Source organism: Pseudaquabacterium terrae (genome assembly GCF_013266755.1).
In the GTDB taxonomy this organism is placed as follows: Bacteria; Pseudomonadota; Gammaproteobacteria; order Burkholderiales; family Burkholderiaceae_C; genus Pseudaquabacterium; species Pseudaquabacterium terrae.
In genome coordinates this window covers 832,566-858,554 of record NZ_JABRWJ010000002.1, presented here as the reverse complement: position 1 = coordinate 858,554, position 25,989 = coordinate 832,566, and the positions used below count along the sequence as shown (strand labels likewise).

Genomic DNA, 25,989 nt, shown 5'->3' with positions numbered 1-25,989 from the left:
CGCGTAGGTTTCGTCCTAGAGTCGTGCAGGTGAATGGAGAACCCGCCCGTGACCGCATCCCCCCCTCCCCAGGCCACCAAGGCCGCGCTGGTCATCGGCGCCGGCGACGCCACCGGCGGCGCGATCGCGCGCCGCTTTGCCCGCGAGGGCTACATCGCCTGCGTCGTGCGCCGCACGGCCGACAAGCTGCAGCCGCTGGTCGAGCGCATCCGCGCCGATGGCGGCCAGGCGCACGGGTTCGCCTCCGACGCGCGCAAGGAGGAGCAGGTGGCCGCGCTGTTCGCGCAGATCGAGGCCGAGGTCGCGCCGATCGAGGTGGTGGTCTTCAACATCGGCGCCAACGTGCGCTTCGGCATCACCGAGACCACCGAGCGCGTCTACCGCAAGGTCTGGGAGATGGCCGCGCTGGCCGGCTTCCTGGCCGGGCGCGAAGCGGCGCGCGTGATGCGCCCGCGCGGCCGCGGCACCATCCTCTTCACCGGCGCGACCGCCAGCCTGCGCGGCTCGTCGGGCTTCTGCGCCTTCGCCGGCGCCAAGCATGCGCTGCGCGCGCTGGCGCAGAGCATGGCGCGGGAGCTCGGACCCGAGGGCCTGCACGTCGCGCACATCGTCATCGACGGCGCGATCGACACGCAGTTCATCGCCGAGAATTTCCCCGGCCGATATGCGCTGAAGGAACGCGAGGGCATCCTCGACCCGGAAGCGATCGCCGAGAACTACTGGCAGCTGCACTGCCAGCCCCGCAGCGCCTGGACACACGAGCTGGACCTGCGCCCCTGGATCGAAACCTGGTGAGGACCGAGACACATGAGCAAGACCGCGGAGTTCTTCTTCGACTTCGGCAGCCCGACGACCTACCTGGCCGCGACGCAGCTGCCGCGCATCGCCGCCGAGACCGGCGCCGAATTGCGCTGGCGGCCGATGCTGCTGGGCGGCGTGTTCAAGGCCACCGGCAACCAGAGCCCGGTGCTGATCGCCGCGAAGGGGCGCTGGATGATGGGCGACATCGTGCAGTGGGCGGCTCACTGGCGCGTGCCCTTCGCGGCCAACCCGTACTTCCCCATCAACACGCTGACGCTGATGCGCGGCGCCGTGGCCTTGCAGCGGTTCTCGGCCGCTGATTTCGACCGTTATGCCTACGCCGTCTTCGAGGCGATGTGGGTCGGCCAGCGCAACCTGGGCGACGCGGCGGAGCTGGAGCGGCTGCTGGCCGCTGTCGGCATCGACCCCGCGGCGTTCGCCGGCTGGGTCGCCGACCCCGCGGTCAAGGCCGCGCTGATCGCCAATACCGAGGAAGCGGTCGAGCGCGGCGCGTTCGGCGCGCCGAGCATCTTCGTCGGCGACCGGCTGTTCTTCGGCCAGGACCGGCTGGATTTCGTGCGGCAGGCGCTGTTGCGGGGATGACGGCGGAGAGGTCCGGAATCAGCGCGGTGGCCTTGCACCCACACACTCGCCAAGCGCCTTCGCGAAAGCACCAAAATCGTCGGATCCTCGAAACCCACTCCTTGCCACATTGAAGCGGCCAAGCGTGGAGACGACAACGAAGAGCTTATCGGGGCCGATGACCTCGACGCCTGTCTTCTGGATCGCCGCGTACGGAACCTCGACCCACTCTCCTCGCAATGAAGCCCGTGGCAGGGTGATGCTGGTCGGACCCAGCACAAGCGAAAGGGGCGCACGGCGACTCTGCAGTACCGTCCAGATCACCACGGGCAACACCGGCGCGGTGATCACGGCAAGACACCAATAGATCGTTGTCGCCTGACTCGCCGTGGCGGTGATGAAGCCGGCAATGCGAAGACCTCGGGTGTTCGTCCATGCGGTGTAGGCGCAAGCCGCCGGCATTGCCACCGCCACGATCAACATCGGCAGGACGCGCTTTACTGTCTTGTACGGAAACTCGAGCTGGCCTTGCATTGGCGAAGTCTAGTCCCGTGCCCGGGGGTATCCGAGAGCGATGCCGCGTTGCAGTCGCCGATCACCCTTCCGACAGCGTCACCGACCGCCCAGCCACGCCGGCTGCCGCAGCGCGTCGGCGAGGCAACGGCCGACCAGCCGCCGCGCGATCTTCAGGCTGCGCAGCGCACCGTCGAGCGACGCGAGCAGCTCGCCGGCGCCTGCGTCGTCAGTCAGGTGCACCGGCTGGATCAACGTCCGGTCGAGGCCGCTGGCGCGCACCGCGGCTTCCTGACGTTCGGTGTCAGCGATCTGGGGAGACCGACGGCGCGCCGCCGTGGCACTTGCGACCGATGGTCTGCGCGGCCGTGCGCTTCGAGCATCCGGCCGCACGCCACCTCGTCTCGCTGCTGCCGCCGCAGATCGTCATCGATGCCGCCGACGTGCCCGATGCCGACTGGCTGCACGGCACGCTGCGGCTGATGGCCGCTGAAGCGCGCCAGCCGCGCCCCGGCGGCGAGACGGTGATCACGCGGCTCGCCGACATCCTGGTGATCCAGGCCATCCGCGGCTGGATCGCACAGGCCCCGCAGGCGCAGACCGGGTGGCTCGGCGCGCTGCAGGACCGCCAGATCGGCCGCGCGATCACGCTGATCCAGCGCGAGCCCGCGCGCGACTGGACGCTCGAATCGCTGGCGGCGGCGGTAGCGATGTCACGCTCGGCCTTCGCGGCGCGCTTCACCGAACGCGTCGGCATGCCGGCGATGCAGTACCTCACGCAATGGCGCATGCAGCTCGCGCAGAGCTGGCTGCAGGCCCCCGGCGCGCTGCTGGCCGATGTCGCCGAGCGCGCCGGCTATCGCTCCGAAGCCGCCTTCAGCCGCGCGTTCAAGCGCCATGCCGGCATCGCGCCCGGCGCGGCGCGCGGCGCTCAAGCGCGCGCCGCCGGCGCCGAAATCCGTTGACCACCTCCACCGGAATCGCCCGATGTCGCGTTCACGCCTGCTCCTGATCTCTGCCTGCCTGGCCGCCTGCTCGTGGACCGCGCGGGCCCAGGCGCCTGCTGAAGTGGAGTTCTGGCGCTCGGCCGAGCGGCTCGGCAGCGCCGAGGCCTATGCCGCTTACCTGACGGCGTATCCGAGCGGCCACTACGCAGCGCTGGCGCGGCTGGCGCTCGGCCGGCTCGCCCCCGCCGCGCCGGCTGCCGCCGCCCCGGCGCCTGCCGCGCCGGTCCATGCCGCGCCGGTCCATGCGGCGCCGGCGGCCGTCGCCGCTACCGTCCCGCCGGCCGCACCGCGCAGCCTGCGGCACTTCGCGCAGGCCGGCGAGAGCGGCGCGATCAGCCACCAGCTCGGCGACCGCTTCACCGGCCCCGGCGTGCTGACGGTCGGCTGGGCTGGCTCGAAGAAACAGATCGTGCTGCCCGCGGGTGAATGGATCGCGCTGGCGGCCGTCGACCACCGCAGCACCGGCGGCGTCGAGCTCACGACGCTGATGTTCGGCAAGTTCGCCGGCAGCGAGCTGCGCTCGGTGCTGACCGCCACCGCGAACCGCCGCGCCACCGCGAACACCCGCTGGACCGACATCGAGACCTGCGCCGCGCAGAACGACCCGGCGCAGCTGCTGCATGCGGCGACGCCCGGCAACGCGATGCGCAGCGAATGCGTGACGCTGCGGGCCGTGGGCGGCTTCGTGCTCAGCGGCGGCGTCGCCGGCGACCAGGCCGGTGCCACCGTCAACAGCCTCGGCGGCAGCGTGCCGACCGGGCCGGCACTGTCGGCCACGCTCTTCTTCGCCGAGCGCCGCCACGGCTACCTGCGCGTGCAGCGCACTGACTGGCTGCGCCCGATGCTGGGCCGCGACGCCGGCAGCGCGGCCGACTGGCGGCCGGCCGCGCTCGCCGCCGCCCCGGTCCGCAGTGAACACACCAAGGCGGTGAGCGCCTGGGTGCAGCAGTACCGCGCTGCCGCCGGCGCCGGCTTCAGCCGCGACGTCGGCGGCGAAGACCTGCAGCCCGGTGCCGGCCGGGCGCCCGGCGGCCCGCTCGGCGCGCTGGGCGAGAGCGAGCCCGCGCCGCGCGCGATGCCGTAACCCGGGCGACCGAGGTCTGCTTCGTCGACGGGGCGACCGTCGCGGTCGCGCCTGCGCGATGAGCTGGCATCATCGGCCCCAGACGCTGACCTGGGGAGGAGCGGCGATGGGACAACAGCACTTCGTGCGCCGAACGGCGCGGGCGATCTTCGTTGCACTGGCCGGCGCGCTGCTCGGCGGCTGCGGCGGCGGCGGCGAAATCGACCGCTCGACACAACAAGACAACCGGCAGCAAGTGGCCCAAGTGCCGCCCCAGGTGCCGGCGCCGCGCAAGCCGGACGTCGAAACCCTGCTCGACTGGGCCGAGCAGGCCTATCCCCACCTGTTCCCTCGCCACGAGACGACACGCTCGTCGCCGCCCTATCTCTATCGCCACTATCCCGACACCGGGAACTACGTCGGCGTCGCCGGCGAGACCGTCGCGGTGCTGGGGCCGGTGTCGAACGGCGTCGTGCTGGACGTCGGCACGCTGTTCGACTTCCGTTGCCAGGTCTACCCGACCGATTGCGCGCCGCCGGTCATCGCGACACACCCGCGCGACACGACGACCGTGACCGGCACGGGCGCACGCTTCGGCATCGAACTGATCGCCGGCAGCGTGGCCGCGTACCAGTGGCAACGCAGCACCGATGGCGGCGCGAGCTTCGCCGACATCACCGGCGCCGTCGGGGCCGCCTACGTGGCCCCTTCCCTGGACCTCTCGTCCAGCGGACATCAGTTTCGCGTGCGCGTGATCAACAGCGCTGGCGAAACCGTCAGCCAGGCGGCCCGCCTGACGGTCAATCCGCCGGCACCGACCTTGGCGGTGCCGCCGCTCGCCGGATCGGCCACCGTGGGCAGCGGCTTCGTGTTCAGCGTGCAGGCCGCGGGCACGCCGCCGTTCAGCTACCAGTGGTACCGCGCCGGCGCGCCGATCGCCGGCGCCACGGCCAACACGCTGGCCATCCCCGCCGCCGGCTACGGCGACGACGGCGTCGCGTACGGGGTGCGGGTGGCCAACGGCGGCGGCGCCGTCACCAGTGCGCCGGCCGTGCTGACGGTGGTCTCCGCGCAGGCGCCGGTGCCGGTGAGCGCCTGCCGCGAGATCACGACTGCCGGCAGCTACGTGCTGACCAAGGACCTCGACGCGACCGATGGCGCCTGCGTGTCGATCCACGATGTCGACGGCGTGCAGCTCGACTGTGCCGGCCACGCATTGCGCGGCAACCGGGTCAACCTCAGCACCGCGTTGCGCATCAGCCGCGTGCGCAACTTCTCGGTCAAGAACTGCGCGCTGACGATCCAGTGGATCGACATCGAAGACGCATCCCGGGGCAGCCTGACAGGCCTGCAGGTGTCCCCGCTGGATGCGAAATTTGCGTCCGTGATCAATGCGGTCGGGACATCGGCGCTGGTCTTCGCCAACAACATGATCTCGAGCGGCACCTACCAGCAGCGCTACGGCACCGGCAACGCCGTGTATGCCAACCGCATCACCGCGCCGGCGGGCACGGGGAGCAGCATCGTCCCCGGGAACATCGTCAGCACCTGGGGCAGGAACAACCACTTCTCTGCCAACGTGCTCGAAGGCAGCTGGAATCGCGTGCCGGGGCCGTGGAACGGCGCCGACGACGGCTTCGTACTGCAGGACGAAACCGGCGCCGTGATCGAGCACAACACGATGAGCGGCTTCTTCGATTGCGGCATCGAGTGGGTCGGCAAGCTGGCCGGCGCCACCATCCGGCACAACCGCATCGTCGACACCGGCATCTGCGGCATCGGCGGCTGGTACTGGTCCAGCGTGGTCGACTCGACCATCGCGGACAACACCGTGCAGCGGTCGCCGTCCTTGTTCCTGATCTACCGCAGCTACGGCCTGCGAGCCGCGGGCAGCGACGACAAGGACCTGCTGCCGGCGGACACCGCGGTGGAGTTTCGCGACAACGTGTTCGAAGGCAATCGCTTCATCGAGCCGCTGGTCACCGCGGGCTTCAGCGCCTACATGCCGCTGTTCAACCGCCTCGGCTATGGCGGTGGCATCTCGTCACTGCCCGGCGAGCGCGCAGCGCAGCCGGCAGACTTCATCATCACCCGCAACCTGTTCCGCAACAACGACTTCGGGCAGACGCTGTTCGCGCCGGACTTCGGCCCGAACCCGGTGCCCGGCGTCGTGATCGACGGCGGCGGCAACCGCTGCAAGACGCTGCTGACGACGGACTATCCGCTGAAGTGCGATTGATGCAGCGCGCCGCGCGGCTTCAGCCCTTCGCCCCGCAGGCGCGCGGATTCATCTTCGTGCTCGCGCCCGCCGACTCGAGAAAACCCACCAGCCCGGCGCTGCGGATCGCGTAGTGCGTCTTCGTCGAGTTCTGCTGGTCGACGTTGATGAAGGTGTTGACCGCGACGACGCGGCCGCAGCCATCGACCAGCGGGCCGCCCGAGTTGCCCTGCGAGATCGCCGCGGTGTGGATCACCAGCGGCAGGCCATTGGCGCCGGCCTGCAGCGACTGCACGGCCCCCTGCGTCAGGTTCAGGTCGGGCGCGGCCGACAGGTCGCCGCTCATCAGGCGGCGGAAGTTGGCGTCGTTGCGCAGCACCACGCCCGGGTAGCCGGCGGCGACGACGGTGGCCAGCTTGCTGACCTCGCTGGCCAGCTCGAGCGTGCCGGAGGCGGTGCCGTCGTGCAGCTTCAGCAGCGCGAAGTCGGGCGCGCCGATGGTCGAGCTGGAGGTGGCCGTCACCACGCTGGCGCGGCGCAGGGTGCCGAGCGCGCGGCTGGTCACGAAGAGGCGCTTGCCGGCCACATGTTCGACGACGTGGCGGTTCGTCACCAGCAGGTTCGGCGTGATGAAGAAGCCGGTGCCGCTGCCCAGGTCGTTCTGCCCGGCGACGATGACGATCGCGGTGGCCATCTCCAGGCGCTGGGCGAGCGCCGCCGCGCTGAGCACCGCGGCCTCGCCGCCGGCCGGCGCGGGGCCGGGATCGGGCGTCGAGGCGGCAGCGATCGCCGGCTCGCTGGCCGCACCGACCGCGCTGGAGGCGGCGCCACCGGCGGGCAGCAACTGCAGCTTCTGGCCGGGCGGGCAGTCGCGCGGCTCCTTCGACGGCACGTTGGCCAGCTGGGCCATCAGCTGCTCTTGCTGCTTGCGCAACTCCAGCAGGCGCTGGGCCGACGTGGCAGACGGATCGACGCGGTTGAACAACCACCAGCCGAAGACCAATGCCAGCAGCAGCAGCACCAGCAGCGCGCCGATGAGGTTGTTGCGCACAGAGCGATTCATGGGAGAGCGGCCCAGCCCCTGTTGAACGAACCGAGTCTACTCACCGGAAGCGCTTGCTTCATGCCATCCGCACAGTAAAGTGCCACGCCACAGGCCCCACCCATGAACTCCAACACAACGGGCGCGCAACTGGCACACGACAGGGTGGATCGCTTCCGCCCGTTCGGCGCCTTCGGCAAGCCGGCCTGGCAGAGCCACGTGCAGCTGCGCGCGATGCTGCGCGGCAAGCTCGGGCTGGAGGCCGCCAACTACTTCGCACGGCCGACCTTCGACCCCGACGCCGGTGAGCTGCGCTGGCATGCCGAGGTGCCGGGCACGGCGCGCGCCTGGGCGCGCATGGACGAGGCCGAGCGCGCCGAGCGAGAGCCGGCTCTGCAGCGCCTGCGCGAGAGCCTGCTGGGCTACGCGCAGGAGCTGCGCCGCCAGGCCGGCAACGCTGCGCCGGCGGGTGCCGCGCAGCCGGGTGGCGCAGCGGCCTTCGCCAGCCTGCTCGAGCAGGCGATGAAGGTGCCCGACGGCGACTTCCTGCATTTCGTCGGCGACCAGCCGGTGATCGCCTTCTGGGGCTTCGAGAACCACGACGGCAGCAGCGTCGATCCAGCAGCCTCACTGCCGCTGGCGGCCGCGGTGGCCGCGCCCGCGGTGGCAGAACCGCCGCCGCCGGCGATTGCACCGGTGCCGGTCGAGCCGGTGGCCGTGGTGCCGGCGAAGAAGCGCGCCTGGTGGTGGTGGCTGCTGTGGCTGCTGCTCGCGCTGTTGCTGCTGCTGGCGCTGCTGTATTTCTGGCGCGGCTGCGCGCCGCTGCCGATCGAGGCGCCGGTCGTGCCGCCGCTCGGCCCCTCGGCCTCCGAGCCCGCGGCCGGCGGGTCGGCGCCACTGAACCCGGATGGCACGCCGGTGGCCCCCGTGACGCCGGGCGTGGGCCCGGGCGGCGCGGTGGGACCTGGCGGCCCGATCGGCCCGGGTGGCACCGAAGGCCCCGGCGGCACTGTCGGCCCGGGCGGCACCGAAGCCGGCCCGCTGCCCAGCCTGCCCGGCGCCTCGGCGCCCGGTGACGGCCTGGGCCTGCCCCAGCTGCCTCCCAGCGGCGGCCTGCCCGAAGCGCCGAAGGAAGACCCGCTGAAGCCCGGCAACCCCTTGGATCCCGCGAAGCCCGACCGCGGCACGACCGATCCGCCCGCGCTGCCCAACACCCCCTTCGACCCGAAGTCGATGAAGCTGCCGGACCTGCCGAAGGACCCGAAGACGCGCCAAGCGCCGCCGAAGATGGACTTCCTCGAAGGCGACTGGAAGTCCCCGGACCCGCTGCTGGACAAGCGCAGCAAGCAGCCGGTCGACCTGTCGTTCCACTTCGATAAGGACGGCCAGGGCGAGATCACGCTGCGCCGCTCCGATGGCAGCGTCTGCAAGGGCCCGGTGCGCGGGCGCATGCAAGGCGGCAAGCTCGGCATCGAAGGCCAGCAGACGGTCCCCTGCCCCGGTGGTGAGTCGTACCCCGCCCCGAAGATCGAATGCCAGAAGGAGCGCAACGGCCAGACGCAGTGTTACGGCGTCAATCCGGACGGCAGCCGCTACTACATGGACATCCAGAAGAAGTAGACGACGTGGCCGAGCTGCTCCGAGAGGATCTGGAACGCTACCGGCCACTCGGGGCCTTCGGCGCGCCAGCGTATCGCTCGCACGTGCAGCTGCAGGCGATGCTGCTGGCGCAACGCCAGCCGCTGCTGGCCGCGTACTTCGCACGGCCGGCGATCGATCCGCAGCTGCGGGAGCTGCGCTACAGCACTGACCTGCCCGGTGCGGTGCGCCGGCGCGGCGATCTGTCGCCGGACGAAGCCGCCGCAGCGCAGGCGCAAGTGCAGGCGGTGCACGATGCGCTGAACGATCTGACGAGTCGCTTCCGCCGCGAGGGCGGCGACCGCCACAGCAGTGCCGCGTCCTTCGCCAGCCTGCTCGACCAGGCGCGGCGCGTGCCTGCCGATGGCGATTTCCTGTACTTCGTCGGCGAGCAGCCGGTGATCGCCTGCTGGGGCTTCGAGGATCCGCAGACGGGCAGCGTCGACCCGAGCGCGCCCGAGGCGTGGAGCGCGACGCCGGCCGCGCCACCCGTCGCGCCACCAGTCGCGCCATCTACAGCGCCGCTCGCCGAGGCGCCCGTCGCCGCCCCGCTCGCCCCACCCGAGCCACCGCTCGCCGAACCACCCATCACCCCCGCACCGGTCACGAAGAAACGCGCCTGGCTGCCCTGGCTGCTCGCCTTGCTGCTGCTGCTCTTGCTGCTCGCGCTGCTGGCGCTGAAGTTCTGCACCCCGGTCGACGACCCCGCCGCGCCGAAGACCGAAACCCTGGACCCCGGCGCCCAGCTGCAGATCCCGCCGGGCGCGCTGGAGCGCGGCGACCTCTCGTTCCTCGAGGGCCTGTGGCAGATGGGCGAGCGCCGGCTGACGATCTACCGCGGCCGCGCCGACAACATCATCGGCACCTACCGCATGGTCCTGCAGTTCAAGCGCGACGGCACCGGCCAGGTGAACGGCGTCGAGCGCACCTATGGCCAACAGCCGGCACCCGACTGCCGCGGCCCGCTGAAGGCCCGCATCGAAGGCCGCAAGCTGGTCTTCGACCGCGCCCCGTGCAAGGACGTGAGCGGCGGCGGCCGCGACATCGGCGGCAGCCGCCACGAATGCGAGACCGAGCCCAGCGGCAGAACCATCTGCTACGCCGTCAACAGCGACGGCCACAAGTGGGAAGCCCCGCTGCGCCGCCTGCGATGATCGGGTCCACCCGCCTTGCCCTGAAGCCTAAGACCGGACCAACATAGCGCCATGGCCCTCAACGAGCTGCTTCACAAACTGCCCGATGTCGTGCCGCTGATCCCCGGCAGCGGGGTGCAGTTCCTGGACTTCGGCTTCTCGATCGACAAGCACGGCGGCATGCCCACCGAATGGGGCTTCCACGACCCGCACACCACGCTGAACAACGACCGCTCGCCGCGCCTGGCGCGCCGTGGCGACGAAGAGGTGCCGCGCGACGTCGTCGAGTCGTACTCGGTGGACATCAAGGCGCTGGAGCAGATGTTCGACCGCACGTGGATGCCGCTGCCGCTGCTGCGCCGCGAGGCCCACGGCTTCTACCGCGGCCCGACCAACTGGGTGCGCGGCTACCTGGCCAAGCTGGACACGCCCGACGACGACGGCCACCACTACCGCCTGGTGCTGGCCGCCGACACCACGCTGCTGGAGTTCGTCGAGAACGAGGCCTACCTGGCACCCTGCCCCGGCGATGCCCGCACCGGCCAGGAGTTCGCGCTGCCGGGCCCGAAGGACAACATCGACTGGTTCTACGCCGAAGACTGGCTGAAGGACTGGTGCCTCGAAACCTTCAAGGACATGCTGGCGCGCGAAGAGCGCAAGCGCCGCCGCTTCTCGCTGCGCGCGTTGAGCAACGACGAGATCCACGAGCAGATGCAGGGCAGCAACGAGCACATCGCCCGTTATCGCGCCTATGTCGACCTGCTGTACGCGCTGGACATCCTGCCCGCCTTCCAGCTGGTCGACCGCATCACCGAACCGCGCACGCCGCCGATCGATGTCGACCTGGTGCTGGACCTCGGCAATTCGCGCAGCTGCGGGCTGTTGATCGAATCCGACCCCGAGCAACTGGGCGTCGACATCACCAAATCGGTGAAGCTGCAATTGCGCGATCTGAGCCGCGCCGAGCAGGTGTATGCCGAGCCCTTCCCGAGCCGCTTCGAATTCGCCCGCGCGCAATTCGGGCGCGACCATTTGTCGGTGCGCAGCGGGCGCTCGGAAGCCTTCGGCTGGCCGACCGTCGTGCGCGTCGGCCTCGAAGCGCAGCGCCTGGCCGCGCAGCGCAGCGGCACCGAAGGCTCGTCCGGCCTGTCGAGCCCGAAGCGCTACCTGTGGGATGAAGATGCGCGCCGCGATTCGTGGCGCTTCAACACCGCTGCCAACGGCAATGGCGGGCAAAGCGACCTGGCGCACGGCGTGATGTTCACGACGCTGGTCAATGACTTGGGCGAGCCGCTGCACCGCATCAGCGATGTCGCGCTGGCCACCGACCCCGACCGCGGCTTCCCTGCCATCCGCGCGCTGTATTCGCGCCGCAACCTCACCGCCTTCGCATTGGCCGAGATCTTCGTGCAGGCGATCGCGATGATGAATTCACCGATGCACCGCCTGCGCCGCCCGACCAATGCGCACCTGCCGCGCCGCCTGCGCCGCGTGATCATGACGATGCCCACCGCGATGCCGCTGGCCGAGCGCGCGATCCTGAAAGAGCAGGCGCAGGCCGCCTGCGACATGGCGTATCTCTCGCTCGGCCTCGCCGAAGTGCACTACGACGACGACGGCAGCAAGCGCCTGAAATACACGCTGGAGGGCCGCACCCGCGCCGACAACGATGCCGCCGGCCCGGAAGTGAAGCTGCAGTGGGACGAAGCCACCGCGACACAGGCCGTCTACCTCTACACGCAGGTCGCGCGCAACTATTCCGGCGACGCCAAGGCCTTCTTCGACGACCTGCGTCACCCGCTGAACCGCAACGGCCCGACCGGCGCGAACACGCTGCGCCTGGCGACGATCGACATCGGCGGCGGGACCACGGATCTCGTCGTCACCTCGATCGCGGTCGACGGCAGCGGCGCCAACGTCACGCTGACGCCGTTCCAGGAATTCCGCGAAGGCTTCAACCTCGCGGGTGACGAAGCGCTGCTGCGCGTGGTGCGCGAGCACGTGATCCGCCCGATCCGCGACAAGCTGGTCGAATGCGGCTTCGGCGAACGCGCCGATTTCGTGCTGAACCGATTGCTCGGCGGCGACCACAGCGAGATGAAGGCGGTGGACTACGTGCGCCGCCAGCAGTTCGCGACGCAGATCGCCGCGCCGATCGCGCTCGGCCTGCTGGAGGACTACGAAAGCTTCAACGTGCTCGACCCCGGCGCGGCGACGACGCGGCCCTTCGCCGACTTCTTCAATGCGGACAACCAGCCGTCGGAGGAACTACTGCAGCACTTCAATGCCGAGGTCAGCAAGCTCGGCCGGCGCGAATTCAAGCTGCAGGACATGGAATTCACCGTCTCGCCAGCGGATGTCGACCGCACCGTGCGCAGCGTCTTCATGGACATGCTGCAGGCGCTGGGCGAGATCGTGCAGCGCTACCGCTGCGACGTGCTGATCCTGAGCGGCCGCACCTCGCGCCTGCCCGCTGTGCAGGCGATCCTCGAAGAAAGCGCGGCATTGCCGACGCACCGCATCCTGCCGCTTCACCAGTTCCGCGTCGGCCCGTGGTACCCGTTCCACGACCACCGCTACACCGTGGGCGACCCGAAGACCACGGCGGCCGTCGGCGCGATGATCTGCCTGCTCGGCAATGGACAATTGCAGAACTTCAATTTCCGGTCCGACCAATTGCGGCCGCGATCGACAGCGCGCTATTTCGGCAAGCTGGATCAGAACGACCGCTTGCGCCAGGCCGACGAGTTCTACAACAACCTCGACCTCGACCGCGCCGATTACGACGTTCCCGAAACGCCCTTCGAATTCCGCGGCCCGATGCCGCTGGGATTCCGTCAATTGCCGGTTGACCGCTGGCCGGCGACGCGGCTGTACAGCATCGACTACAGCTCGCCCGAGTTCGCGAGCCGGCTGAATCCGCGCACGCCGCTCTCAGTCACGCTGAAACGCCAGCGCGCGAAGAGCAAGGAAGACAAGGAAACCGGCGAGCGCTACGACGAGAACCCGACACTGGCGATCCACGCCATCGTCGACCCCGAAGGCAAGACTGTGCCGAACATCGGGCTGCATTTGCGGCTGCAGACGCTGAACAACGCCCAGGGCTATTGGCTCGACACGGGCATCCTGCTGGGGAACTGACCGATGTCCATCGATCCCATCCAGCAGACCCTCGCCGACGGCGCCCGCGCCTTGGCCAGTGCCAGCTCGCAGGCCCGCGGCTGGGTGGCGCGCGTGTCGCAAAGCGCCACCCGCGTCGCCAACGAAGGCCATTCACTGATCGAAGCGACGCGGCGCGCCGAGAACCTCTCGCGCAAGCTCGCCGCGTCGTCCGGCCGCCGCAATTCGGCAGGCGTGTTCGGCCCCAGCCAGGCCGGCAAGTCCTACCTCGTCTCGGTATTGGGCCGCAGCAAGGATGCGCCGCTGCTGGCCGACTTTGCCGGCGACACCAAGAACTTCATCACCGAGATCAACCCCGAGGGCGGCAAGGAAGCCACCGGCCTCGTCACCCGCTTCACGATCGTGCGCGGCTCGCGCGACAAGAGCCACCCGGTCGAATTGCGGCTGCTGAGCGAAACGGACCTGGTCAAGATCCTCGGGAATGGTTTCCTGTCCGATTTCGACGAGCACAACCGCAAGCTCGGGCTGCCGGGCGAAGAAGAAGTGCGCGCCGTCATCGCGCGGCTGGAGCCGCTGGCCAAGAGCAGCGCACAGCACCTCGACGAGATCGTGATGTTCGATGTCGGCGAGTATTTCAAGGGCACCTTCTCGTCGTCGATCGGCCCGTTGACGCGCGGCGGTTTCTGGGATGCGCTGACGCGCTTCGGCCACAAGCTGCCGACGGCGCAGCGCATCGAGCTGTACAGCCTGCTGTGGGGCCAGAACGCCGACTTCACAGCCATCTACACGCTGCTGCACAAGACGCTCGAAGCGCTGGGCCACGCTGCCACCGCCCGCGCGGCATTGAACTGCCTGCTGCCGCGCACCACCAGCATCATCGACGTCGACATCCTCAAGCACCGCCTCGGCACCCTCGACGACCAGAAGGACCTGGTCAGCGTGGTGCCCGAGCTGAGCGAAGGCGGCGGCGACGGCCCGCCCGTGCCGGTGGCCCGCGCCACGCTGACCGGCCTGGTCGCAGAAATCAAGGTGGTGATGGCCGACAAGCCGTGGCAGTTCTTCGAGCACACCGACCTGCTGGACTTCCCGGGCGCACGTTCACGCGAGAAGAACATCGATCTGCCCGCCGACCCGCAGGAGCGCGCCTTCAGCGTGCGCAACATCCTTCTGCGCGGCAAGATCGCCTACCTGTTCCAGCGCTACACCGAAGAGCGTGAGCTCACCTGCATGCTGCTGTGCATGCCGCCCTCGAACCAGGACGTCAAGGACCTGACCGCGCTGGTCGGCAAGTGGGTGGCGCAGACGCACGGTGATAACGCCCAATCACGTGCGCAACTGCCGAACGCGCTGTTCTTCGTGCTGACCAAGTTCGACGGCGAGCTCGTCGACAAGCCCGGCGACACGCCCGAAAGCTGGGCCAGCCGCATCGACACCCGGCTCGAAGCCTCGATGTACCAGCTGTACAAGCAGGAAGACTGGCTGCAGAACTGGAACGGCCAGGCCTTCAACAACACCTACTTCCTGCGCAACCCCGGCTTCCGCCCGGCCGGCGTGTTCCAGTACGAAGGCGACGGCGACGCGCGGCAGGAACTCGGCATCGCCACCGAAGCCGCCCCGCGCATCAACGCCAGCCGCCAGGGCCTGCTCGATTCCGAGCGCTGCAGGAAGCACTTCGTCAACCCGGCGCTGGCCTGGGATTCGGCGATGGCCTTCAACGACGGCGGCGTGCGCTACCTGGTGGAGAACCTGGAGCGGGTGCTGAGCCCGAAGCTGAAGACGCGGCAGCTCGCCGGCAGGCTGGTGGATCAGGCGCAGGCGCTGGATGCGCGGTTGCGTGTGTTCTATGCGGCTGGGGATGATGCGTCGCGCAAGGAGAAGGAAGCGGCGTTGATGGATTTGCGGCGCCGGCTGTATCGGGCTTGCAATGAGCGGGAGTTCAGGAACTTTGCGCTGCTGTTGGCAAGGCTGCAGCTGGCGGAGCCGGATGTGCGGGCGGCGTTTCTCAACGTGGCTTCGCTGCGGCTGGACACGGCGCCGGCGGCGGCGCCCGTCGCCGCATCACCGGCGGCGGAGGACGATCCGTGGGCCGATGATCCCTGGGCGGTGGATGCCGAGGCGACGATCAACAAGAAGGCGCCTGCCAAGACTCAACCGATCCGGCGGCAGCGTGACCGGGCCGATCACTTTGCGGGGCAGGTGATCAATCTGTGGGCTGACCGCGTGCGCGGCTTGGCAGCGGATGCCAAAGCGCTGACGGCATTGGGCCTCGACTCCGCCATCGTCGGCGCATTGACCGACGAACTGGTGATCGGCGCTCACCGCCAGCAACTGGCCGACCGCATCGCCGAGCGCATCCGCAGGCAACTGGCTGCAGCGAACGTGCGCTGGGACGAAGTGGCCGACCGCGCCGCCGCGATCGCCGCGACGATGGTCAACGACCACGTGACGTACCTCGGTTATGGCGACTTGCCCGAAGCCGACCGGCCGGGCACGCCGGAGGCGCCGAAGACGCGGGCGCGCGGGGTGTTTGCATTGCCCCTACCGCCGGCGCGGGGTAGCCTGCCGGCCCTGCCGGAGCAACGCGGCCACCCGGAGCGCGAGTTCTTCGTTGACTGGGGCGTGGCGCTTCTTCAGCTCGGCCGCGACAACCTCAATTTCGCCGGTGGGCGCGAGATCGACGAAGAGGACAACCGGGCGTTGGGGCAGATTCTGGAGACGATGGGGGTGGCGTTGAGGGTAGGAACCTGAGGACGCGAGGTTGCATTATCAGATCTCGATTGGTATCACCGCCCGCACTGAAGACCCCCAGTCGTGACGACTGAGATCGACCCACTGCGGCCGGCGAGGTTCACGAGTTCGCCACCCGGAAGCGGTCGGTTGCGCTCCTACCGGAGGTGTTGGCTGCGAGCGCCAGCGCCTAGATCCGGCGCGGGTGCATCAGGACTGAATCAGGTCATTCGGTCCGGTGTACTCGAACGAGATCTGGTCTGCCCCACCGTTTGACGTTGCCACTGTGAGGCCGACGGCCTTCTGACTGAAGGGATAACGAACTCTCCCCAACTCTCGGTAGTCGCTGCTGTAGATCACGCCGACCTTCGGTCCGGAGCCGGCAATGCGCAGGGGCATCCCGGGCGGCATCGGTACGCCACCCTTCCATTGAACCGGTCCGGTGTACTCCGTCGTCGTCCACGGTTGTACGTTGCCTGCTCCATGAGGCGCAGTGAACTCCCTCCAAAGTTCGTGCGAGTTTTCTGTCGGCCATGTGGGAATGACGCTCCAAGCCAGTACGGTATCTGAGGCAAGCCAAGCACGCAGGCCCTTGGCGTCGTCGAAATCTGCGCCTGTCGAGAGCACCGCGCTGATGGCGCCGAGCCTCGACGCGAAGCCGGCCTTGATCAACACCGCAGCCGGGATGGACAACGTTCCCGTCTCGACTGCAGCAACAGCGCTGCCGCTCCCCAGATTCGGCAGAAGGTCGATGTCTAGGTCGAATGGATCCCCAACGGGAGCGTGAGCCTGCGCACGAACCCTCACGGCTTCCATCGCCCACGGCAAGTTGTAGACGAACGCATGCTCGATGAGGGATATCGCATCGTCTGCGTCGTCGTCCCCCAACTCGTGAACTGGAGCTCCTCTCAGCCACTGGTCCAGAAACTTTCGCCAATCTGGCGGCAACGACTTCGGCGTGAACGGGGAGATTTCGAAGGCAATCTCGGCGAAAGCGACGATCGCCTTGACAGCTTCATCGACTTCACCGCCGTCTACAGCCGTATCCGCCCTGAGCAACAAGAACTCAAGCTCATCGGCCTTCTCATCCAGCATTCTGCCCGTCTCAAGCCCGACGCCGGCGAGGAAATAGCCGCGCCGTTGCACCGCTGTGGAACCGGTCCAGATCAGCTTCGCTCTGGCCTTCAAGCCAGAAAGCAGCGCCCTTTGAACACCTTCACTCCGCCGCGCGAGCCGGCGCGTGAGCAGCGATGACGTCAGCACCTCATCAATCTTTGACTCGAGCTCTTCATCAGCAACCTGCGCGTCCCCAAGCAAGCTGAAGATGGCTGTGTCCAGGCTGGTTAGATGTCGCGGCCAGTCTTCAACCGCGGCCTCTGCCAACCTTTTTCGCTCCCCAGGCACCGCCGCAAAGCTCCAAGCGCCCTGACCTGCCACATACGCCAGCAAGGCATCGACGTCCCTCGTCCCGATCTTCCTGGCCATGCGATCCAGTAGCCAGTAAAGCAATCGGAAGATGCCGCTCTCCATCTCACGTTGTTTGTCGCCGCGGATCAGACCCTTCCAGGCATCTCGCCGCTTCTCGTGCTCGTCGAACATCGGGTAGAGCACCAACCCTTCGATGTCGACATACGCGCGGCCAGCCCGACCGACGACATTTCGGAACTCGGACTCATCGATCGCCTCACCATGCCTGGAATGCCCGTGAAGGATGAGGCTGGTTGCCGCCAAGTTCAGCCCCTGGGCGAGGGTCGGTGACGACACCGTGAGTTTCAAAATGCCGTCCCTAAGCAAGTGCTCCACTTCCTTGCGGAACTGGGTGGGTAACTCGCCATGGTGGACCGCCACGCCCATGCGGAGGCATTTCAAGATATCGTGATCCGGGCCGAACCACTCAGCACCGACGGCCAATGCGGACGCGATAGCGTCGACCGGAGGCGTCATGATCGGCGGGAGCAAGCCCCCTTGGCTTAGCTTGATGATGCGTTTGGCGAACGGCATGACCGACACTCGAATCGGACAGAACACCAGCACCGACTGACCATCTTCAATCAGACGCCACGCCGTGAAGATGCACAGGTCGGTCTGCGATCCGGGGACGATCGCCGCGTTTGCACGATTGGACGTCCTCTTCCCGACGACAAACTTGGGAATGAACGGATGCTCGTCCCCCACCACCACGTTCAGCTGCGCGACCTTGGTCTCTGGGTTCCAGTCAACCTCACCGAATCGAAGCCGGGTCGGGCGCCAACCGTTCTTGATGAGTCCGTCGGGCCGGTCGGCGGTGAGCCAAGCGGTGAAGTCAGCGAGTTGGTCACCATCAGGCAGGATGGCGGAAAGGCAGACGATGCGCCGGGAAGCTGCGTCAGGCCTCCGAAGCAGCCGCTGGACTTGTGCTTCGTAGCGCACCTCCCGCTCGCCGAGCCCTATCATGTGGCCTTCGTCGAGGACCACCAACCCCACGTCGTCCAAGAGCGTCGGGTCGCTCCGAAGGGCGAAATCGAGCTTCTCGGGCGTCGACACCACGATGTCGCGTGACTTGAGGGTGTCGACATCGCTACTGCTGGCCCCGATGCTGCCATAAAGGCTTGAGACGCTTTTGCCGAGCGCGCTAAACGTGCGGCGCAGCGAGACCTCTGTTTGCGCAGACAGCGCACGCAAGGGCGTTACGAAAACGACTCGCGTGCCTAGCGCCAGGCACGCGAGGATGCACAGCTCTGCGATGCGCGTCTTTCCCGCGCTTGTGGGCAGTGACAGCACAAGATTGGCGTCGTACTCCAGCACACGCTTCGCTGCTTCAATCTGAGACGGCCAGAGCTCAATCTCCGACCGACCGCGGCACAACAGCGAGGTGATGAACAGTTTGCGCAACGATTCCCAATCGCCGATTGCTGCACCATCGGGGCCGGACATGGGCAGGATCGCGTGAAAGCTGCTGGACCACAGGCTGTCGACGATGTACAGCGCCAAGCGATGCACCCACCACTGGCCGACGAAGTTCATGTCCCCCGCCACGGACAGGCCCTGCCTGAGACGCGCCTGTGCTTCGCCGATGAGATGCTGTTCGCCCCGCTCCAGAGCGAGCAGCGTCTGAGACATCGCCGACATGAAGTTGCCCTCTAAGCCAAGCAACAGGGCCTCAGCCACACCTTCGCCGTCTTCCAGGGCCGCCCCCTGACCGCCTACTTCGAAAAGGGGATCCAGCGCAGCCATCAGGTTGTCGTCGGAACCGGCGCCCGACTCGAACCAGCTAGCAACCGCACGGTTCACCCCAGCAAGGTCCCTCAGCACCAGTTGTGCGAGGCATCGCTCAACAACAGACAGGTTGGCCTGCTCGAAGTCAGCCCTCAGGAGTGAGTACGCGCGCGCCGAGAACCGCCCTAAGTGGTACGCGCTTGCTGCGACTAGACGGTGAAAATCTCGCGTCTCGTCCAGTTGCCCTCGCGCGACGACGGCCTCGATGGACTCCGCCGCAACCTCGAAGGCTTGTCGCGCAGTCTCGAAGTCGCCGCCCAAATCCAGATACCGCAGACCATGGAGCAGCAGCGAGTAGCCGAACGAGAGTAGGTCCTCCGAAAGGAGCGGACTGAAATTCGGCGCATCTATAGGCAGTTCGCCCGCGCGCCAAATCATGCCGCGCGCTTGTCCCCTCGCGAGCAACTGTTGACGGTAACCCGCCTCAACCGCTTCACGGATGTTGGAGCGCAGTTCCTCGGATGTGGATGCCATCAGGCCCCCACGGCCGCGAAGACGGCTTTGATGAACTTCTGATGTTCAGCGACCCGCAGTCCGACATAGTGCTGGGCCGCGCCCCCCGGGTAGCCGCTCAAGTTGGATTGCAACAGCGTGGTCGTGTCGTTGCCCGTGAAGGCGAAAAGCATGTGCGTGACATCGCCGGGCTTCAGTGACTTCTTCAACTGAGCGTCGTCGATTGCGTCCCGCAAGGGCTTGTCAGCAGGATTCGTCAGCCGATCAGCAACGAATCCCATTGAATGGGGCGACGGCAGCTCGCCATAGCCGGACAGCGCCTCTCGAGCCTTAGCGACGGTGGAAGCAGGCATGGTTGCATTGCTCTTGGACTCCGCCTTGAGCACAGTGAGCTTGCCGGTCACGGGGTTCAAGTTAAAGCCCAACATGTCGTCGCCTCGCATCGACATGTTTCGGTGGTCCTTGAATTGAAGACGTTTGATGCCCAGCGTGAACGGCGTCTTTTCACCGATGAAAGTGGTGCACAACACCTCGCCGAGATCGCCAGACTTGAGCTGCGCGCTTTCCGGCAGCCTGTTCTGAATCAACTCAGCAACTTCGTGCCGCTGCAGGCGAGCGAACATCTCCGCCAGCCGGCTCGGCGGCAAGAAGTGTTCGGGCACCACATCTGCCACGATGGCAACCGACGCATCAAACTTCGATGCATCTGCGTGCAGCATCGTGTGGCTATGGGGCGCACTGCACCCAACGACGACCTCCGTGCACCATTCGGCGAAGCGCGTCATGCGATAGAGCTTTCAAATATGGGATACCCTCGCACCCGCGCTGCTAGCAATCCCGATCTCAGCGCGGATGGCCTATGACGGCTGGGCTCATGCCGCCGCGCACGGGGTGCTTAGGGAAATAATGTAACTTGTCAGATGTCCGGGTCTCCGGTTTCAGCTTCGCAGTTTGGATGCAATCCCTATCAACATGTAGGCAGCTCGAAAGCCGCCCGTTGCGAACATCAGCTCCTGGCCGCCTGCGGTCGTTGGCAGGCAACTTGGCAGCATCAATCGTAGGCAAAGGCAGGTACCTTCCATCTAACAACCTGCCGTGGCTGCGAACGCCTCGAAGGTGCCGACCTCGGTTAGCTGCCCGCCCGTGATGGAACCAAGCAACCAAACCCGCTGGTTGTCGCTAGACACGCCGACATAGTTTGCGCTTCCAGGATAGTACCGGTAGTAGTACGGCGCATAGTAGTCCAGCCCATTTCCGATATGACTATTTGGAAACAGCGTCGGATATGTGCGCTCTGCCCAGTCGAAGAGGCAGCCAGCTTTTGCCAAGGCCCCTCCATACCATCGTTGGAAGACTCCCTCCGCTGGCTTAAACCAGATTGAGTTTGTCGTCCCGGCCTGGTCCTTGAAGACGGTCAAAAAGTGGCTTGCCGGAAACATGCCGGCAAACCACGGCTGGTTGGAGAAGACCCGGAAGATCGCCTCGAATGCGCTTGCCTGCTCGCCTTCGTCGATGTTGCCAGACCGGTACAGCAATGGATTCATTGCGGATCGGTCAACGCTCGCGTAGTCAATCTCGCCGAAGTAGATCGGCTTGCCAAAGCGCTGCACCAGCGGCCGGAGGAATTGGTCGGCGATCGCGCGCGCATTCTCGGTCATCTCGGCGACGCTGCTGTCCGATCGGCTGGCGATGGGCGGATACCAGTCGATGCCGATGTAGTCGACCGCAGAAAGGAAATCACCCACCGATGCAGCCTGCCAATTGCGAACGAGGTCCATTGTGGTGTAGTCCTCATCGCGACCATGGTACAGAACTCCGCCGCAGTCATACGAGATCGCTCCTGAATAGACGCTGCGCACGGCAGCGATCAGTGCGCGCCAGTTCTCGGTGCGACCGACGGACGAGTTGAGTTCAAGGCCGACAGAGAGCATTTCTGCGCCGCTACGCTGCGCGAGTCGGGCGTAGTGGGTGATGAAACCAGTGTAGCTATTGAACCATTGGTTCCAGTCCGTCGGGGCAATGTCGCCGCGCCACGCTGCCATGTTCGGCTCGACACTCGGCCGCAGATAGACCTTGATGCCGTTGGTGCGGAACTTGGCAATCACCTGCTCGAGCCGCTGGTCAGAGACAGTGGGTAGTAGCGAACCGCTGGCGGCAGGATGGATCCTCTCGCGATCGTAGATCGGCTCCACGACGATCGACGTCAGCGAAGGCATGAACCATGCAACACCAATTTCATACCAGTTGACGCCATTCCGCTTCATTCTCTCAATTGCCTCTTTGAGGTCCTCGTCGCGTGGCGTCGTCTCAGTCAAGTCCCAGCTTGGCACGCCGGAGCTGGCTCCCTTGAAGGTCCAACCAACGACCTGGGCAGGCACCGGCACAGAAAACGTGATCAAAAGGACAAACATCACGCGCGCAACGACATTGCTCAGAACGTTCACGCTGGCCCCTTGAACAGTGCTGCGACCTGGCGATTCTAGGTAGCGATGAGCTGCCGTGTCCTGGTCGGCAGAGCGTGACGTTGCTCCGAACGCTCGCGAGCAGCGGCATGTCTCGTGTACGCATGAAGTCGATGTGTTCGCGCTTCAAGGGCCGTGACGTGTGCGTCGTCGAAGTCGAGGTTGAGCAAGAGCGCCTTCAACATGCCGGCGCCCGAACAACGGGGGGCGATTTCAATCTGGCCCGTTCCGGTTGCTCGAAAGGTCATGGCATCCATCCTGCAGTGTGGCCACTTCTATCGCAGCGCTCCGCAGGCGACATCATGCGTCGAGGGGACGCGAACGCGGCCCACAATCCCGCATGCCCCCCGCCGACCTCCACCTGCGCCAAGTCCTCGCCGCCATGGCCGGCCCCGCGGCGCAACCCCGCGAGGACCAGACCGCAGCGGTCGCAGCGCTCGTCGACCAGCACGCCCGCGTCCTCGTCGTCTAAGCCACCGGCTGGGGGAAGTCCGCCGTCTATTGGGCCGCCACTTCGGCCCTGCGCGCCGCCGGCAAAGGCCCCACCCTGATCGTCTCCCCGCTGCTGGCGCTGATGCGTGACCAGGTCAGCGCCGCCTGGCGAAGACGCTGGTGGGCATCGGCGCCGACACGCCGGTGCTCGCCACGCCCGCGACGGCCAACAGCCGCGTGACCCTGGACATCGCCCGCCAGCTCGGCCCGCAGACCTTGACCTTCCGCGGTTCGCTCGCGCGTTCGTCGTTGCGATTGGCCGTGATCCCCGGACTCAGTGCATTGGAGCGTTATGCCTGGGTCGGCGATGCGCTGGCTGAGTTTGCGGGCTCCGGCATCGTCTATGCCCTCACGGTGGCCGAGACCGAGCGGCTGGCGGGCTTCCTGCGGCTTCGAGGTGGCGGCTTACCACGGCGGCCTGGAGACGGGCGTGCGGCAGGGCAAAAGTCCTCGCCCCAGACCTGCTGCAGTCACTCGCTGGGCATCACCATGTCCGGGGCCGCAGATCAGCGCCGCGAAGGAGCCGTCGAGCGTCTCGCACGCACCTTTTCCTGCATCGCGGTACGCACGATCTCGTACAGGTCGCGCTGCCCGCCTTGCAGGTCGACCGTGCGCACGATCAGCGACTTCGGCGGCAGCTGCTTGGCCATCTCGTCCTTGCGATGCGCCCGGCACCACCGGCCGTGGCCGCGGTGTTCTGGTCAGGGCGTGAACTATGTCGTCAAAGTGCGCTCCTTGGCCGGTGGACGCGGAACAGTGCCTTGCCCGCCGGGTCTGCCGGGCGCAACCTCCTTCAACTTCTTCAGCCGGATCCCGATGTTCAAGCGTCTTGTCCTGTCCGCGGCCTTCGTCTGTTGTTCCACCTGGGCCGCTGCCGTGCCGTCCCTGGAGTCGCCGCGCGCTTTGGTGCTGGATGCCTCGACCGGCGAGGTGCTGCTGGCCAAGGGCGAGCACGACGTGGCCTCCATCGCATCGCTGACCAAGCTGATGACCGCGATGGTGGTGCTGGACGCCGGGCTGAACCCCTACGAGGTGCTGGACATCGAGCCGGCCGACCAGGACGCCATCAAGGGCACGAAGTCGGGCGTGCCGGTCGGGGCGCGCTTCACACGCCGGACGCTGCTGCGCCTGGCACTGCTGGCCTCGGACAACCGCGCCGCCGCCGCGCTGGCGCGCACCTACCCCGGCGGCATGCCGGCCTTCGTGCGGGCAGTGGCTGCCAAGGCCCAGGCACTGGGTCTGCAGGAAACCTCGATGCGCGAGCCCACCGGCCTGTCGCCCAAGAACCAGTCCAGCGCCGCGGACGTGGCGCGCATGCTCGCTGCCGCGGCGCACTACCCGGAGATCACCGACATCACCAGCCAGCGCATGGCGCAGTTCGACGTCAACGGCGTCAGCACGCAGTTCCACAACACCAACCGCATGGTGGGCAGTCCGGGCTGGAAGATCCTGCTGTCCAAGACCGGCTACACGCGCGAAGCCGGGCTGTGCCTGTCGATGCTGCTCGAGGAGGCCGGCCGCAAGGTGCTGGTGGTGGTGATGGGGGCGGGCGACCGGGCCGACCGGGCGTCGGACGTGATCGCCATCAAGCGCTGGCTGTCGGGGCGGGAACTGCTGGGCCCGCGCGCGGCGTCGAAGCTGGCCCTTGGCGCGACCGCGCCGGCCCGTCAGTAAGTTCGCCCCTGGGGCCCTCGGCCCCTCTTCCCGCCAGGGCCTGAGCGCTGCGGTTCGCCCGTGCATGTCGAGGTGCAGTGACTTCATCGCCGTCTGCATCTACGATGGCCCGCATGCGCTGGCCACCGAAGCTCTGGCTCGTCGCGTTCGCGGTGGCCCTGCCCTTGTCGGCGCCGTTCGCCGCGGCCCCGGCCGCGGCCGTGAAGCAGACGGTTTGCACCGTCACCGTCAATTCCGCCGACGAGAAGGAAGCCTTTCGGCGCTACCTGCCGGCAGCGAAATACCAGTTCGTCGAACTCGTCGAGCGCGACCGGCCCGATTGGCTGGCCTCGGCTTGCCGCGCCGCCATCGCCTGCGACGTGCTGATCATCTCCGGCCACTACGACGGCAGCAACGAGTTCTTTTCGGACCGCCTGGAGACGCGCGAATTTCTGCCGGTCGACGAACTGGAGCGCGTCTCCTGCAGCGATTCCTGCCCGGGGCTCTTCGCCCGGCTGAAGGAGGTGCATCTGTTCGGCTGCAACACGCTGAACACCGAGGCGCAGAGCAGCGCATCGGCAGAGATCGTTCGCAGCCTGGTGCGCGAAGGCCACTCGCTGAAGGAGGCCGAGCGCCACTTGCGCTGGTTGAACGCCGGGCACGGCGAGAGCAGCCGTGACCGCATGCGCCAGGTCTTCAAGGACGTGCCGGTGATCTACGGCTTCTCGTCGGTGGCACCCTTGGGCCCGATCGCCGCCTCCACGCTGAGCGGCTACTTCCGGACCAGCGGCGCGAGCGAGATCGGACAGGGCCGCCCGAGCGGCCGCCTGCTCGGGCACTTCGCGCCGTACGCGATGACCGTGACCCAGGGCATGACCGACAAGGATCCGCACGCCGCCACGCGACGCGACGTCTGCCAGTTCGCCGACGACCGCCTGTCGGACGCCAAGAAGCTCGGCTTCGTTCGCCAGCTGCTGCAGCGGCAGATGGCCGAAGCCAGGATGCATCTCGACCGCATCCAGCGCTATGCGAAGGCGCTCGACAACCCGGCGCGGCGGACGCCGGAGGTGGCCCAGGCGCTGGCGGACATCGCCGGCGACGCCGCCCTGCGCGCGCGCTTTCTCGACTTCGCGCGCGACGCCGACCAGCCGGCGGTGCGGGCGCGCATGCTCAAGGTCGCACGCGACTTCGGATGGCTGTCGGCCGAGCAGCGCTGGGGTGAACTCGCGCTGATGCTGGTCGATCTGCAGGCCCGCAGCGCGGTCGGCGTGACGGAGGTCGATCTGGCCTGCACCTTGAACCAGGAGCACGAGCTCGACGGCACGTTCCAACCGAGCGCGACGCCGGGGGGGCCGGCCGACGACGTGCCGCACGCCGCCGTTCGCGCCTGCCTGGGCAGTGCCGAGGGCCGTGCACGCACGCTGGAGGGACTGGTCAGCCCGAACGAGGCGGAGGTCCAGATCGCGCGGGCCTATCTGCGGCACCGGCCCATCACCGACGCCACCGAGTTGCGCCGGGTCGCCGCCGGCATCGCCCGCATGCGTGCCTCCGATGCACAGGTGCGCGCGCTGGAGGCCCTGGGCCGGCACTACGTGTCCGATCGCGACATTCTGGACCTGCTGATACGCCTGTACTCGCAGACGTCGTCATGGACCGTGCAGGCCGCCATCGCGGGCATCCTGATACGCGCCGACGCGCGCTCGATCGCCAGCCCGCAACTCGTGCGCACCTTGATCACGGACCGCCGGCCGTCCCCCGCCGGCGACAACATGATCGACGCGCTGGTGCGCAGGCTGCGATCGCCCTGAGGGTATGCCCCCACCTCGCCGG

At 67.6% G+C, this 25,989-nt stretch carries 18 protein-coding genes; 12 read left to right on the top strand and 6 right to left on the bottom strand.

All coding sequences use genetic code 11. The features are described 5' to 3' along the window. Window positions 1-48 precede the first annotated feature (48 nt). Complete coding sequence (locus HLB44_RS08985; RefSeq protein ID WP_343051259.1) at window positions 49-795, top strand: SDR family oxidoreductase; 747 nt, start codon at window positions 49-51, stop codon at window positions 793-795. A 12-nt stretch (window positions 796-807) separates the two neighbouring features. Next, window positions 808-1,404, top strand: coding sequence for a 2-hydroxychromene-2-carboxylate isomerase (locus HLB44_RS08980; protein WP_173122196.1), 597 nt, complete (start codon window positions 808-810; stop codon window positions 1,402-1,404). Window positions 1,405-1,422: 18 nt separating this feature from the next. On the opposite strand, the gene HLB44_RS08975 is transcribed toward HLB44_RS08980, so the two are convergent. Next, complete coding sequence (locus HLB44_RS08975) at window positions 1,423-1,917, bottom strand: hypothetical protein (protein WP_173122195.1); 495 nt, start codon at window positions 1,915-1,917, stop codon at window positions 1,423-1,425. 78 nt (window positions 1,918-1,995) lie between these two features. Continuing rightward, the gene (locus HLB44_RS38145) at window positions 1,996-2,208 is read right to left on the bottom strand and encodes an NAD(P)H-binding protein (RefSeq protein ID WP_343051267.1); all 213 of its coding nucleotides are present in this window, start codon (window positions 2,206-2,208) and stop codon (window positions 1,996-1,998) included. On the opposite strand from HLB44_RS38145, the gene HLB44_RS08970 reads away from it, so the two are divergent. From HLB44_RS08970 to HLB44_RS08960, 3 genes are all read left to right on the top strand, one after another. Further along, window positions 2,118-2,861, top strand: coding sequence for a helix-turn-helix transcriptional regulator (locus HLB44_RS08970; protein ID WP_343051266.1), 744 nt, complete (start codon window positions 2,118-2,120; stop codon window positions 2,859-2,861). The two genes, HLB44_RS38145 and HLB44_RS08970, sit on opposite strands and share 91 nt — an antisense overlap. 22 nt (window positions 2,862-2,883) lie before the next feature. Beyond that, entirely contained in the window at window positions 2,884-3,987 is a 1,104-nt protein-coding gene (locus HLB44_RS08965; protein WP_173122193.1) for a hypothetical protein, read from the top strand. A gap of 106 nt (window positions 3,988-4,093) precedes the next feature. Beyond that, on the top strand, window positions 4,094-6,205 hold the full coding sequence (locus HLB44_RS08960) for a right-handed parallel beta-helix repeat-containing protein (protein WP_173122192.1): 2,112 nt from the start codon (window positions 4,094-4,096) through the stop codon (window positions 6,203-6,205). 19 nt (window positions 6,206-6,224) lie between these two features. Here HLB44_RS08960 and HLB44_RS08955 read toward each other — a convergent pair whose 3' ends face one another. Continuing rightward, window positions 6,225-7,247 (bottom strand): S1 family peptidase, encoded by a 1,023-nt coding sequence (locus tag HLB44_RS08955; protein ID WP_173122191.1) that lies wholly within the window; start codon window positions 7,245-7,247, stop codon window positions 6,225-6,227. A gap of 102 nt (window positions 7,248-7,349) precedes the next feature. On the opposite strand from HLB44_RS08955, the gene HLB44_RS08950 reads away from it, so the two are divergent. From HLB44_RS08950 to HLB44_RS08935, 4 genes are read left to right on the top strand one after another with little or no spacing between them, the layout of a single operon-like run. Beyond that, entirely contained in the window at window positions 7,350-8,846 is a 1,497-nt protein-coding gene (locus HLB44_RS08950) for a hypothetical protein (RefSeq protein ID WP_173122190.1), read from the top strand. Window positions 8,847-8,851: 5 nt separating this feature from the next. Beyond that, window positions 8,852-10,018 carry a hypothetical protein gene (locus tag HLB44_RS08945; protein ID WP_173122189.1) on the top strand — a complete coding sequence of 389 codons (1,167 nt, stop codon included), beginning with the start codon at window positions 8,852-8,854 and terminating at the stop codon, window positions 10,016-10,018. A gap of 51 nt (window positions 10,019-10,069) precedes the next feature. Beyond that, entirely contained in the window at window positions 10,070-13,138 is a 3,069-nt protein-coding gene (locus HLB44_RS08940; RefSeq protein WP_173122188.1) for a virulence factor SrfB, read from the top strand. A gap of 3 nt (window positions 13,139-13,141) precedes the next feature. Beyond that, entirely contained in the window at window positions 13,142-15,865 is a 2,724-nt protein-coding gene (locus HLB44_RS08935; RefSeq protein ID WP_173122187.1) for a virulence factor SrfC family protein, read from the top strand. A gap of 189 nt (window positions 15,866-16,054) precedes the next feature. Here the strand turns inward: HLB44_RS08935 and HLB44_RS08930 are convergent, their stop codons facing one another. The 3 genes from HLB44_RS08930 to HLB44_RS08920 all read right to left on the bottom strand — a co-directional run bounded on the left by HLB44_RS08930 (window position 16,055) and on the right by HLB44_RS08920 (window position 21,996). Continuing rightward, complete coding sequence (locus tag HLB44_RS08930; protein ID WP_173122186.1) at window positions 16,055-19,573, bottom strand: DEAD/DEAH box helicase; 3,519 nt, start codon at window positions 19,571-19,573, stop codon at window positions 16,055-16,057. Continuing rightward, window positions 19,573-20,337: a Hachiman antiphage defense system protein HamA gene (locus HLB44_RS08925; protein ID WP_173122185.1), complete on the bottom strand. Its 765-nt coding sequence runs from the start codon at window positions 20,335-20,337 to the stop codon at window positions 19,573-19,575. Before HLB44_RS08925 ends, HLB44_RS08930 begins: the two co-directional genes overlap by 1 nt. Before the next feature lie 297 nt (window positions 20,338-20,634). Continuing rightward, on the bottom strand, window positions 20,635-21,996 hold the full coding sequence (locus tag HLB44_RS08920) for a glycoside hydrolase family 113 (protein ID WP_173122184.1): 1,362 nt from the start codon (window positions 21,994-21,996) through the stop codon (window positions 20,635-20,637). 358 nt (window positions 21,997-22,354) lie between these two features. Here HLB44_RS08920 and HLB44_RS37765 point away from each other — a divergent pair, with 358 nt between their 5' ends. From HLB44_RS37765 to HLB44_RS08910, 3 genes are all read left to right on the top strand, one after another. Continuing rightward, on the top strand, window positions 22,355-22,486 hold the full coding sequence (locus HLB44_RS37765) for a hypothetical protein (protein WP_281375123.1): 132 nt from the start codon (window positions 22,355-22,357) through the stop codon (window positions 22,484-22,486). Window positions 22,487-23,322: 836 nt separating this feature from the next. Continuing rightward, window positions 23,323-24,180: a D-alanyl-D-alanine carboxypeptidase family protein gene (locus HLB44_RS38325; RefSeq protein ID WP_173122271.1), complete on the top strand. Its 858-nt coding sequence runs from the start codon at window positions 23,323-23,325 to the stop codon at window positions 24,178-24,180. A 113-nt stretch (window positions 24,181-24,293) separates the two neighbouring features. Further along, the gene (locus HLB44_RS08910; RefSeq protein ID WP_173122183.1) at window positions 24,294-25,967 is read left to right on the top strand and encodes a hypothetical protein; all 1,674 of its coding nucleotides are present in this window, start codon (window positions 24,294-24,296) and stop codon (window positions 25,965-25,967) included. The last annotated feature ends 22 nt before the right edge of the window (window positions 25,968-25,989 follow it).